The sequence below is a fragment of the Murinocardiopsis flavida genome (assembly GCF_003014485.1).
Classification (GTDB): domain Bacteria; phylum Actinomycetota; class Actinomycetes; order Streptosporangiales; family Streptosporangiaceae; genus Murinocardiopsis; species Murinocardiopsis flavida.
Genome location: NZ_PYGA01000015.1, coordinates 171,051 through 183,541 on the forward strand (window position 1 = coordinate 171,051; position 12,491 = coordinate 183,541).

Consider the following 12,491-nt stretch of genomic DNA (forward strand, 5'->3'; position numbering starts at 1 on the left):
GCCGCCATGCCGACAGCCACGACCCTGCTCGCCTTCTCCCTGGCGTCGTTCGCGCTGATCATCATCCCCGGCCCCAGTGTGCTGTTCGTGCTGGGCCGCGCCCTGTCCCAGGGCCGCGGCACCGCCCTCCGCTCCGCCTTCGGCAACGCACTCGGCGCGCTGGTACTCGTGGCCGCCGTCGCCATCGGCGTGGGCGCCGTGATCGTGCAGTACGCCGTGCTGTTCACCACACTGAAGATGCTGGGCGCGGCCTACCTGATCTACCTGGGGATCCGCGCCATCCGCTCCCGGCGTGCGTTCGCGGCCTCGCTGGACGCGCCCCCCGAGGGCCGCGGCGGCGCGCGCGCCGTGTGGGACGGGTTCGTCGTGGGCGCCACCAACCCCAAGACGCTGGTCTTCTTCCTGGCGGTGCTCCCGCAGTTCACCGACACAGGGCTGGGGAACATGCCCGGCCAGATACTCGTCCTCGGCACGGTGTTCGTCGCCATCGGCGTGGCGTCGGACTCCGTGTACGCCCTGGCCGCCGGGGCAGCCCGGCAGTGGTTCCTGCGGGGCCGCCGCCGACTGGAGGTCACCGGGGCCGTCTCGGGGGTGCTGATGATCGGCCTGGGCGCGCACCTCGCGCTGACCGGCCGCCGGGCGTGACGACTCGGCGCCTTGTCGACAACTCGCCTTGGCGACACCGCGCCGCCCGGCGGGTGCGCACCCGGCGGCGGGCCGGGCTACCCGGTCAGGGCGTGTGCTCGGCCGCCCAGAGGCGCAGCTCCGCGGCCACCGCCTCCTTCTCCATGGGACCGTTCTCCAGGCGGAGCTCCAGCAGGAACCGGTACGCCTTGCCCACCAGCGGGCCGGGGCCGATGCCGAGGATCCGCTGGATCTCGTTGCCGTCGAGGTCGGGGCGGATCTTGTTGAGCTCCTCCTCCTCGGCGAGCGTGTCGATCCGCCGCTCGATGTCGTCGTAGGAGCGGGCCAGTGCCGCGGCCTTGCGCCGGTTGCGGGTGGTGCAGTCGGCGCGGGTGAGGACGTGCAGGCGCTGGAGGAGGTGCCCGGCGTCGCGCGCGTACCGGCGCACCGCCGAGTCGGTCCACTCGCCCTTGCCGTACCCGTGGAACCGCAGGTGCAGTGACACCAGCGTGCCGACGTCCGCGACGACGTCCTTGGGGAACCGCAGCGCGCCGAGCCGACTCTTGCTCATGGACGCCCCGACCACCTCGTGGTGGTGGAAGGTCACCCGGCCGCCGTCCTCGAACGCGCGGGTCTTCGGCTTGCCGACGTCGTGCAGCAGCGCGGCGAGGCGCAGCACGAGGTCGGGCTCCATGCCCCGCTGCCGCTCCAGGTCGATGGCCTGGTCGAGCACCGTCAGGGAGTGCTCGTAGACGTCCTTGTGGCGGTGGTGCTCGTCGATCTCCAACCGCATCCGCGGGATCTCGGGGAGCACGTGCGCCGCGATGCCGAGTTCGACCATGAGCTCGATGCCCGTGCGGGGGTCGGGGCTGAGCATCAGCTTGACCAGCTCGTCCCGGACCCGCTCGGCGGAGACGATGGCGAGGCGGTCGGCCATGCCGGCCGCCGCCTCCTTCACCTCGGGCGCGAGCGTGAACCCGAGCTGCGCGGCGAAGCGCACCGCGCGCATGATGCGCAGGGGGTCGTCGCTGAAGGAGTCCTCGGGTCGTCCCGGTGTCCGCAGCACCCCGGCGGCGAGGTCGGCGAGCCCGCCGAACGGGTCGACGATCCCCTGCTCGGGCAGCCGCGCCGCCATGGCGTTCACGGTGAAGTCGCGCCGGGCGAGGTCGCCGTACAGGGAGTCGCCGTAGCTCACCTCGGGCTTGCGCGACTTCGGCTGGTACGCCTCGCTGCGGTAGGTGGTGATCTCCACCTGGAGGCCGCCCTTGCGCAGGCCGACCGTGCCGAAGTCGATACCCACCGTCCACACGGCGTCGGCCCAGCCGTCGACCAGTTCGAGGATGCGCTGCGGCACCGCGTCGGTGGTGAGGTCGAGGTCGTGGACCTCGCGGCCGAGCAGTGCGTCGCGCACCGGGCCGCCGACGATCGCCAGCTCGTGCCCCGCGGTGGCGAACCGGCCGCCCAGCTCCTCGGCGATGGTGTCGATGGAGCGCAGCAGGCCGGAGATCGCGGCCCGCTGCGCACCGGACAGCTCCGGAGGTGGCGGCTCGGCGCCGCCGCGCGTGCGGTCGGGACCGGTCTCGGGGTCGTCGCCTGGAAATACAGTGTTCGGCACAGTCCCCGAGGGTAAGCGGCCCGGGATGCCCGTGCGAATCGCCGGTGCCGGCGGCCCGTGCGCCCGTTCGGCGCGGGAGCCGCGGCGCGGGGCGGCGCCATTGTCGACATGGCGACGTATCGACGGCGTTCGGCGTCCGTGCGTATCGGATGGCGTGGCCATCGGCCGCGCGCACCCCGATTCGTGCGGCTTGCGGGGACATTCCGTTGCCGTCGTTGCTTCGGCTCCGTTCCGGTAAGGCGGTATCGTCGGTTCAGGTCGGCACGATCAGCCCGATGTTCACGACGGCCTTACAGCGGTGCGCTTATCGTCACCGGTGCGACCGCGGCGCGACCGCGACACCGCGAGGGGCAGCCATGCCGGCCGGCTCCTCGAACGCGAATCCCGGCACCGCACCGTCAACCCGATCCGGAAAACCCAGAGGCGTGCGTCGAATTGCTCATGTAGGCGCGGTCGTGGCCATGGCCGCCGCGCTGGCTCCGGTACTGGCCGGGTCCCTTCCTGCCCACGGCACTGCCGGTGCGCCGCTCGCTGCCCCCGCCATCGAGGCCCCCAAGGACGCCGGCGATCCGCTCGTCATCGACGACATCACGCCCGAGTCCGTGGACTCCAAGAGCACGGTGCGGGTCACCGGCCGCATCACCAACACCACCGACAAGGCCGTCAAGGACATCACGGTCCGCATGCGCTACTCCGCGGCGCCCCTCGCGGGCCGCGCGCAGGTGCGGGCGCACGCGGCCGGCGACCGCAACACCCCGCCGGCCACCGGGCCCGACACCACCGTCGCCGGGCCCATCGAGCCGGGCGAGTCCGCCGAGTACGAGCTGAAGGCCGACGCCAAGGACCTCGGGTTCGACACCTACGGCGTCTACCCCATGACCATCGAGGCCGACCGCCCTTCGGGCAAGGCGCTCGGCTCGCAGGACTCCTTCCTGCCGTACAAGGGGGGCGGCAAGGCCGACCCCGTCAAGGTCTCCTGGGTGTGGCCCCTCATGGACCAGCCCCAGCGCGCCGACGACGACACCTTCCTCGGCAACGAGCTCGACGAGGAGGTCGGCCCCGAAGGCCGGCTGGGCCGGCTGCTGAGCATCGGCGGGCAGACGGGCCACCTGTCTTTGCAGACCCCCGAACCGTCGCCGCCGGACGAGACCCCCGCCTCCCCCGCCTCCCCCAGCCCTTCGGAGTCGCCGCAGAAGTCCGCCGACGCGTCCGACGACGACGGCGACCCCACCGCGAAGTCCAGCGTCGAACCCCCCGAGGAGGACCGGGTCCCCGTCACCTGGGCGGTCGACCCCGCCCTGCTGGAGGACATCGAGCGCATCTCCGACAGCGGCTACCGCGCGGTCGCCGACTCCGGCGCCGAGTCCACCGCGCCGGCCACCAAGAAGTACGCGGCGAGCAGCAACGCCCGCATGTGGCTGCGGCAGGCCAAGGGCATCATCGGCGACGAACCGCTCATCGCCACCCCCTACGCCGACCCCGACCTCGCCGCGCTCCTGCGCGAAGGGCTCGAGGACGACGCCGAGGCATCCATCGAACTGGGCCGCCAGGCCGTCGAGGAGACGCTGGGCCGCACCGCCGACCCCACGGTCGCCTGGCCGTCCGGCGGCGTGATGAACGACGCCACCCACGAGTTCCTGCACGACAACGGCGCCGAGCGGTATCTGCTGAGCGACGCGGCGATGCCGCCGGAGCGGTGGCTGGGCCACACCCCCACGGCGCAGGCGCCGATCCCCGAGAGCGACGAGTCCGCGGCGTCCTCCGCCGTGGTCGCCGACAGCGGGCTGACGTCCATCCTGGGGCAGAGCAGCTGGGGCCCCGGCGAGGCCGCCCTCGCCAAGCAGCGGTTCGCCGCCGAGACCATGATGATCACGGCCGAGCGGCCGGGCGAGGAGCGCACGATCGTGCTCGCCCCGCCCCGCGACTGGGACCCCAGCCCCGAACTGGCCGACGAACTGCTCAAGGCCACCGAGAGCCTGCCCTGGATCGAACCCGTCGCGCTCGACGACATCAAGGGCGCGGGGAAGGGCGGCGACCAGCGCCGCAGCCTCACCTACCCGGAGAAGACCGCGCGCTCCGAACTCGGCGGCGGCTACCTCGACCAGGTCAAGGACGTGCGAGGCGACATCCGCCTGTTCAACAGCGTGCTCACCGACCACAGCGACCCGTTCCGCCGCTCGGTCCTGCGCATGGAGTCCGCCGCCTGGCGCGGCGACACCCCGAAGGCCGAGCAGGTGCGCACGATCGTCGCCGACGCGGTGTCCGGCGCCAAGGGCAAGGTCCGGATCATGCCCGGCGAGCCCTACCAGCTGCTCGGCGAGAGCGGGAAACTGCCGATCGTCGTCGCCAACGACCTCACCGAGCATCCCGTCCGGGTGCGGCTGTCCATCCGCTCCGAGAACGCCGCCCGACTGGAGGTCGGCGACCTCGGCACGGCGGAGATGGACATCGCGCCGACGCGGAAGACCACCGTCTACGTGCCCATCGAGTCGCACGTGAACGGCCGCACCGTGCTGCACGCCCAGGTGCAGAACCAAGAGGGCGAACCCCTCAACGTGCACGAGGTCACCACGCCCGTCACGACGTCCGGCACCGGCACGACCGCCCTGTACATCACCTACGCCGCCGCCGGTGTGCTGCTGATCGCACTGCTGCCCCGGGTGCTGCGCAAGTGGCGGCGGCTGCGGTTCAAGGGCGGCCCGCGCGCCTCCGTCGTCCCGCCGGGCACGCCGCCCACGGGCAGCCTCGACGACGACGCGGCCGATTCCGGCCACGGCGATGCCGCGGCCGCGGCGCCCGCCGCGGAGCCCGGTTCGGCGCACGGAACCGCCGACGGGCCCGATCCGGCCGGGAACGGCTCCGCGTCGCCCGCCGACCCGCCGCCGGCCGCCCCGGACGACACCGCCGTGCAGCAGAATGGCAGCGGGAGCGCCGAAGCGGCCGACGAAAGCGACGGCGACGGCGAAGGGCCCGAGCCGACCGCACGCGGCTAGCCCGGAAACCGGTACCCGCCCCCCTGCCCCGTCCCCGGTACGGGCCGCCGTGCACCGCAGAAACGGAACCACGTCTTGAACTCCCCTGATCCCGGCAGCGAGCGCCCACCGGGCCGACACCGAATCCGAAGGGACCCCACCCCCGTGCCCACCGACACCGCCAACGGCGGGGACGACCGCGGCAGCAGCCGTCCCAGCACCGAGACCCGGGCCGACGGCGGCACCGGCGGATCCGACCCCAACGGCGCCGACGCCGCCACCGGGTCGGGCGGCGGCGCCATGCGCTCCAGCATGGTCATGGCGGCGGGCACCCTGGTGTCGCGGCTGACCGGGTTCGTCAAGGCGATCGCGCTCGCGGCGGCGCTGGGCACCCAGCTGCTCGGCGACGCCTACAACACCGCCAACACGATCCCGTTCATCATCAACGACCTGCTCATCGGCGGCCTCATCGCCAGCGTGATCATCCCCTACCTGGTCAAGCGCAGGAAGCGCGACGCCGACGGCGGCCGCGCCACCGAGGAGCGGCTGTTCACGAGCGCCGTCCTGGCGCTGGCCGCGATCACCGCCATCGCCATCCTCGGCGCCGAACTGCTCATCCGCGCCTACGCCAGCGGGTTCACCCCCGCCCAGGCCGACATCTCCGTGTACCTCGCGCGGTTCCTGCTCGGCCAGATCTTCTTCGTCGGGCTGAGCGGCCTGATCAGCGGCATGCTGAACACCCGCAACAAGTTCGGCGCCCCGGTATGGGCGCCCGTGCTGAACAACCTCGTCGTCATCGGCGTGGTCGCGGTCTTCCTGTGGATCGCCGGGCCGGGCCGGTCGCCCGAGACCATCACCGACGCCGAGCTGACCCTGCTGGGGGTCGGCACGGTCGGCGGCATGGCGGTGCAGACCGTCGTGCTGCTGGGGTCGCTGTGGCGCTCCGGGTTCCGCTGGCGGCCCCGGCTCGACCTGCGCGGCTCCGGGCTGGGCGAGGCGCTCCGCTCCACCGGCTGGATGATGCTCTACACCGCCATGACCCAGGTCAGCTTCCTGGTCACCACGAACATCGCGGTCCGCTCCGGTACGGCGGCCGCCGAGAGCGGCGCCGACGCCGGGGCCGGCATCACCGCGTACAACTACGCGTTCCAGCTCTTCCAGCTCCCCTACGCCATCATCGCGGTGTCCCTCATCACGGTCCTGCTCCCGCAGATGAGCGGGTTCGCCGCCGACGAGCGCTGGGACCAGGTGCGCGAGGGCTTCTCCCGCACCCTGCGCGTCTCGGCGCTGATCCTCGTCCCGCTCGGGCTGGCGCTGGCGCTGTACGCCGTGCAGCTCTCCATCGTGGTCTTCGCGCGCGGCAACACCTCGACGGCCGACGCCGCGAACATCGGCACCGTTCTGGCGGTGATGGCGCTGGGGCTGGTGCCGTTCACCGTGTTCCAGCTGATGCTGCGGGTGTTCTACGCCATGAGCGACACCCGGACCCCCGCTCTCATCAGCATCGCCAACACCGCGGTGCACTGCGTGCTCGCGGTGACCGCCTACCTGGTCCTGCCGCCCGACAAGGTCATCGCCGGTGTCGCCGCAGCGTTCATGTTCTCCTTTGTGACCGGCCTGGTCATCGCCGGGACGATCCTCAGCAGGCGGTTGGGCGGACTTGACGGGCGGCGCGTTCTTGGCACATTGTTGCGGCTGCACCTGGCAACGGTGCCCAGCATCCTCGCCGGTTACGCGGTCCTGCGGTACTCAGCGGACGCCTTCGGCGACGGCCTGGTCACCAACCTCGGCGCCCCTGCCGTGGGCTGCCTCGTCGGTGCCCTGCTCTTCCTGCTGTTCGCCAAGCTGCTGCGGATCCGGGAGCTGAGCGCGGTGGCCGGCCTGGTGCGTGCCCGCCTCGGCCGCCGCTGACGCGCCGGGCACACCGCACGACGATCGAGAGCGTTTTCCGGCTCTACTGCGCCGCCGCGCCCCCTGCCCCCGGGAAGCGCGGTGCGGAGCCCCCACCAGGAAGAGTGCACAACGGTGCCGAAACAGCAGCGCCCCCGCCGCACCATCAGAGCCGCCAGCGCTGCCAACGCCGAGCGGCTGCGCCAGCGCATCCCCATGCCGGAAGAGGTGCTGGAGGCGGTCGAGCGCTCCGAGCCGCCAACGGCTCCGGAGCCCGGCCTGGTCACCCGGCGCGACCCCGCCGAGGTCGGCGACCTCGGCACGGCCGACCGCCCCGGTGAGGAGGGCAACGAGATCGGCGGCGCCGCGCACGCGGCGCCCGCGAACCTCATGCGCTCCAGCGCGATCATGGCGGTCGGCACCGTCTTCTCCCGCGCCACCGGCTTCGTCCGCACCATCGTGCTCGCCGCGGCCCTGGGCACGCTGCTGCTCGGCGACGCCTACCAGACCGCGAACATGGTGCCGTTCGCGGTCTACGACCTCCTCATCGGCGGCCTGCTGGCCAGCGTCTTCGTGCCGTTCCTGGTCAAGCGCAAGAAGCTCGACGCCGACGGCGGCACGGCGACCGAGCAGCGCCTGTTCACGGTCACACTGCTCGTCCTGTTCGCGATCACCATCCTCGGCATCCTCGCGTCCGAGTGGCTGATCCGCATCTACGCCGGTGAGTTCACCACCGCGCAGCACGAGGTGGCGGTGATCCTGGCCCGGTTCCTGCTCGGCCAGATCTTCTTCATCGGCGCCAGCGGCATCGCCAGCGCCATGCTGAACAGCCGCAACCACTTCGGCGCGCCCATGTGGGCGCCGGTGCTGAACAACATCGCCATCATCGCGGTGGGCCTGCTGTTCCTCGCCGTCGCCGGGCCGGGCAGCACCCCCGAGTCCGTGACGGCCTCCGACCTCACCCTGCTGGGCCTGGGCACCACGGTCGGCCAGGTCCTCCAGTGCGTGGTGCTGATCTGGGCGCTGTTCGCCGCCGGGTTCCGCTGGCGGCCGCGGCTGGACCTGCGCGGCGCCGGGCTCGGCGAGGCCATGCGCACCGCGTCGTGGATGCTGCTCTACATCGGCGTGGCGCAGGCCGGCCTGCTGGTCACCACGAACGTCGCCACACGGGCCGGTGTGCGGGCGGCCGAGGCCGGCGAGTCGGTCGGCGGCGCCGGGATCACCGCCTACCAGTACGCCTCGCAGCTCTTCCAGCTGCCCTACGCCATCATCGCGGTGTCGGTCATCACCGCGCTGCTGCCGCGCCTCAGCGCGCACGTCGCCGAGGGCCGCCGGGACCTGGTGCGCACGGACTTCTCCCGCGGCTTCCGCCTCTCCGCGGTGCTGATCGTGCCGATCTCGCTGGCGCTGCTGGTCTTCGCCATCCCGTTCTGCGTGCTCGTCTACGCGCGGGGCAGCACATCGGTCGAGGACGCCCAGGGCATCGGGCTGATCCTGATGGTGTTCTCGGTCATGCTCATCCCGTTCACCCTGTTCCAGCTGCTGCTCCGGGTGTTCTACGCGCTGGGCGACACCAAGACCCCGTCGCTCATCGCGATCCCCGCCGAGCTCACGCACGCCACCGTGGCGGTGTCGCTGCTGTACCTCGTGCCGCCGGAGCGCATCGTGGTGGGGCTGCCGGCCGCATACGGCCTGTACTACATCGTCGGTTCGATCCTCGCGTGGTGGCTGCTGCGCAAGCAGCTCAACGGGCTCGACGGCCGCCGGATGGTGCGTACCCTGCTCATGCTGCACATCGCGGCGATCCCCAGCGTCGTCTTCGCCGTCGCCATGACATTCGCTTTCGCCCAACTCCCCGGTAGCCTCCTACCGTCGATCGGTGCCATGGCCGTGGGAGGCACGGTCGGAGTGGTCCTGTTCATCATGTTCGCTCGACTGCTAGGCGTGACGGAAGTCACAACATTCCTTGAAATGGTGCGAACCCGGCTACTCCGTCGCTGATCACCAGGACCGGACAACGGCGGGTAGCCAACAGAAGGGCACGTATGCGCGCCGAGTCCCGATCGGCTGTCCACCAAGAGCACCGGTCAAGCGTCCTAGCATGGAACGGCACTGCCGCCCCCTATCGCCCGTCAACTCCTGAGCTGCACGAAGGGAGGCCAGGGACCGGCGACGTGGCCGAACGCATCAGTGCGCCCGCGCCGAGCACGGGCGCTTCCGCCGATGCCCGGTCGCCGCGCCCGTCACTCCCGGTATGAGCACCTTCATGATCGAACCAGGTGCCCGGCTCGCCGGCCGCTACCGACTCGACGAGTCGGTGAGCGAGAACAGCGGCGCCTCGCTGTGGAAGGCCACCGACGAAACGCTTGCCCGCGTGGTCGGCGTCTGGACCTTCACCGACGGCTTCGCGCGCACGAGCGAGGTCGTGCGCGCCGCCCGCGCCGCGGCACGCGTCGCCGACTCCCGCGTCACCCAGGTCTTCGACGCCGACGACTCCGGGCCGACCGCCTACGTCGTCGAGGAGTTCGTCGTGGGGCAGTCGCTCACCGAACTGCTCGCCAAGGGCCCCCTCGAACCCCAGCGCGCCGCCGGCCTCGTCGCCGAGGCCGCCGAGGCGCTCGCCGCGGCCAACGCCACCGGCATCCACCACCTGAGCCTCACCCCCGGCAAGCTCATGTGGAGCGCCGGCGGTGCGGTGAAGGTCACCGGCATCGGCGTCGACGCCGCCCTGCGCGGCATCAGCACCGAGGACCCCTTCGCCGCCGACGCCCAAGGACTCGGCCGGCTGCTGTACGCGGCCCTCACCGGCCACTGGCCCGGCGGCGAGCACAGCACGCTGCCGCCGGCGCCGATGTTCTCCGACCGGCCCAGCGAACCCGGCCAGATCCGCGCCGGCATCCCCGAGCGGTTCAACGACGTCGTGTGCCGCTCCGCGTTCCAGCGGCCCGGCCGCGGCGCGCCGCTGCGCAGCGCCAAGGAGTTCGCGCAGGAGCTCAGCGACATCCCGCGGATGGTCCCCATCCCGGTCGGCTCCACCTACGCCCCGCCCCCGGCGCGGCAGCGGGCCGTCACCAACGCAGCGGCATCGGGCGGCGCAGCGGCGCCGCCCCGCGCGCCGCACCCGCACCGCAGGCAGTCCGGCGGCGGTTCCGGGTCGCCGCTGACCAAGGCACTCGTGGGGGCCGTCGCGCTGCTGGTCCTCGCTGTCGTCGTCCTCGGCGCGTGGACCCTCGGCGGCATGGGCGAGGGCGCGCCGACCGCCCAGGAGGGCGGCAAGGACGACCCCGCGAAGGGCAAGCCCGAACTCACCGTCCTCGAACCGCAGGGAGCGAAGGGCTTCGACCCCGGCGGCGACGGCAGCGAGCACGACGGCAAGGCCAAGCTCGCCATCGACGGCGACCCCTCGACCTCATGGCGGACCGAGGGGTACAACAGCGCCGACTTCGGGAATCTGAAGAGCGGCGAGCCCGGTGTCGGGCTCCTCATCGACATGGGCGCCGAGACCGAGATCCACGAGGCCACGGTCGCCCTCGGCGGGTCCGGGCAGTCCACGTTCGAGCTCAGGGTGGGCGACTCCCCCGATCTGTCCGCACTGGAGTCTGTCGGAGAAGGGAGTGGGAGCGGCGGCGAAGTCCCCGTTAAGCTGTCGTCCCCCGTTAAGGGCCGCTATGCCCTGGTGTGGTTCACTGAGATCCCTCCGGACGGCGGCAAGTATCGGGGCGAGGTCAACGAGGTCGAGCTGCGCGGGACTACGTGAACACGGTGACTGACCCTGTCCAGGAGCTTCCCGACAAGGAAGTGCTGGCCAGGCATACACAGGGCGATGAGCAGGCTTTCGGCGAGCTGGTACGGCGCCACCGAGAGCGCATGTGGGCTGTCGCCATCCGTGTCCTCGGCGATCCCGAAGAGGCCTCCGACGCCCTCCAGGACGCGTTCCTCTCGGCGTTCCGGGGCGCCCACCGCTTTCGAGGCGAGGCCATGGTCAGCACATGGCTGCACCGCATCGTCATCAACGCCTGCCACGACCGCATGCGCCGCAAGATGGTCCGCCCCGCGGTGCCCACCGACGACGTCAACCTCGACCTCCTCGCCCAGCAGAGCCACAAGGGCACCGTCCCCGACCCAACCGGCAAGAGCGACGCCGCGATGGACGTCCACGCTGCGCTCGACCGGCTGCCCGCCGAGCAGCGCCTCGCCCTGGTCCTGGTCGACATGCTCGGCTACCGGGTCGAAGAGGCCGCGCAGATCCTCGAAGTCGCCGCCGGAACGGTGAAGAGCCGCTGCGCACGCGGCAGGTCGAGACTTCTCCCATATCTTTCCCATCTCAGGAACCCTGAGCCGCCGCAGGACGTCACATCTCCGAGAGGAGGTGGCAAGAGGTCGTGACGTCTCATGTCGACACGGAGACCCTCGCACTACTGGCCGAAGGACTGCTGGAAGACGGCGAGGAGCGCTCCGTACAGGCTCACGTGTCCGAGTGCGCGCAATGCAGTGACCAACTCGTTGCGCTCAGTGATGTGACCCGTGTGCTGGCGGAGGTGCCCGCCCCGCCCATCCCCGACGGCCTCGCCGGCCGCATCGACGACGCCCTCCGCGCCGAGCGCGAGCGCCAGGCGGCGGCGTCCGACCCCGGCGATCCCGCCGACACCGGCGCGGCCGACTCCGCCGGCGCGGCGATCCCCATCCAGCGGCGGCGCGGCCCGTCGAAGTGGATGCCCTACCTCGTCGCAGCGGCGGCAGGGGTGTTCGTCATCGGCGGCGGCGCTGCCGTCGTCCAGGGACTCACCGCCTCCGCCCCGCCGGAACAGGCCGGCTCGTCGCCGAAGGGCGCCACCGGCGGCCCCGACGCCGCCCTCCCCTACCAGCCGTCGGTCGTCGCGAGCGGCACCGAGTACACCGCCGACGGCCTCAGCGGGCAGGCCGCCGACCTCATCGCCGAGTCCGAACCCCTCTCCGCCAGCAAGGGCCCTGAGAGCAACGCTGAGGGCTCGGAGAACTCGGCCCTGTCCGCACCACCCGAGACCCCCACAGGCGTCTCCTCGTGCATCCACAAGCTCTCTGGCGATGACTCCCGCCGCCCGGTGCTCATCGACATCGCCAGTTTCGCCCCCGGCGACGGCGCGGCGAAGGGCGAGGACGCCTGGGTGCTCGTCTACGAGGCGAAGGGCGGGTCCGGGTACGACGTCCGCGTCGTCACGCCCGAATGCACCGAGGCCGGCGACGCCACCGTCGCGCCGTCCCAGGTCGGCCCCGGCGACTGACCCCGCCCAGTAGGGCATCCGCGCAGCTCAGATGTTGTACGGCGCCGCGATACGATGCGCATTTCGCGGCGTCGCGCCCGCAGGGAATTGGCGACGCCTACCATCTGTTGGTACTGAACGACCTTCCCG

8 protein-coding genes are annotated in these 12,491 nt (G+C 72.0%); 7 read left to right on the forward strand and 1 reads right to left on the reverse strand.

What is annotated here, in order from left to right:
- Positions 1-6 precede the first annotated feature (6 nt).
- A complete protein-coding gene (locus CLV63_RS20765; RefSeq protein WP_106584825.1) occupies positions 7-645 on the forward strand; it encodes a LysE family translocator in 639 nt (212 codons plus the stop codon).
- A gap of 85 nt (positions 646-730) precedes the next feature.
- Here the strand turns inward: CLV63_RS20765 and CLV63_RS20770 are convergent, their stop codons facing one another.
- The gene (locus CLV63_RS20770; RefSeq protein WP_394339796.1) at positions 731-2,239 is read right to left on the reverse strand and encodes a CCA tRNA nucleotidyltransferase; all 1,509 of its coding nucleotides are present in this window, start codon (positions 2,237-2,239) and stop codon (positions 731-733) included.
- 356 nt (positions 2,240-2,595) lie between these two features.
- Here CLV63_RS20770 and CLV63_RS20775 point away from each other — a divergent pair, with 356 nt between their 5' ends.
- From CLV63_RS20775 to CLV63_RS20800, 6 genes are all read left to right on the forward strand, one after another.
- Positions 2,596-5,232 carry a DUF6049 family protein gene (locus tag CLV63_RS20775; RefSeq protein ID WP_281260749.1) on the forward strand — a complete coding sequence of 879 codons (2,637 nt, stop codon included), beginning with the start codon at positions 2,596-2,598 and terminating at the stop codon, positions 5,230-5,232.
- Positions 5,233-5,376: 144 nt separating this feature from the next.
- Entirely contained in the window at positions 5,377-7,122 is a 1,746-nt protein-coding gene (gene murJ / locus CLV63_RS20780; RefSeq protein WP_245928949.1) for a murein biosynthesis integral membrane protein MurJ, read from the forward strand.
- Between the two features lie 195 nt (positions 7,123-7,317).
- Complete coding sequence (gene murJ, locus CLV63_RS20785) at positions 7,318-9,102, forward strand: murein biosynthesis integral membrane protein MurJ (protein ID WP_106584871.1); 1,785 nt, start codon at positions 7,318-7,320, stop codon at positions 9,100-9,102.
- 265 nt (positions 9,103-9,367) lie between these two features.
- Complete coding sequence (locus CLV63_RS20790) at positions 9,368-10,858, forward strand: protein kinase family protein (RefSeq protein ID WP_245928950.1); 1,491 nt, start codon at positions 9,368-9,370, stop codon at positions 10,856-10,858.
- 5 nt (positions 10,859-10,863) lie between these two features.
- Positions 10,864-11,487, forward strand: a complete 624-nt coding sequence (gene sigM / locus CLV63_RS20795) for an RNA polymerase sigma factor SigM (RefSeq protein WP_106584872.1) — start codon at positions 10,864-10,866, stop codon at positions 11,485-11,487.
- Positions 11,484-12,362, forward strand: coding sequence for an anti-sigma factor family protein (locus tag CLV63_RS20800; RefSeq protein ID WP_146165624.1), 879 nt, complete (start codon positions 11,484-11,486; stop codon positions 12,360-12,362). The genes sigM and CLV63_RS20800 overlap by 4 nt, the downstream gene beginning before the upstream one ends.
- The last annotated feature ends 129 nt before the right edge of the window (positions 12,363-12,491 follow it).

Excerpts from the sequence above, each read along its gene's own strand:
- CLV63_RS20765 (WP_106584825.1), top strand. The coding sequence starts at position 7 with ATGCCGACAGCCACGACCCTGCTCGCCTTCTCCCTGGCGTCGTTCGCG.
- CLV63_RS20775 (WP_281260749.1), top strand. The coding sequence starts at position 2,596 with ATGCCGGCCGGCTCCTCGAACGCGAATCCCGGCACCGCACCGTCAACC.
- murJ (WP_106584871.1), top strand. The coding sequence starts at position 7,318 with ATGCCGGAAGAGGTGCTGGAGGCGGTCGAGCGCTCCGAGCCGCCAACG.
- CLV63_RS20790 (WP_245928950.1), top strand. The coding sequence starts at position 9,368 with ATGATCGAACCAGGTGCCCGGCTCGCCGGCCGCTACCGACTCGACGAG.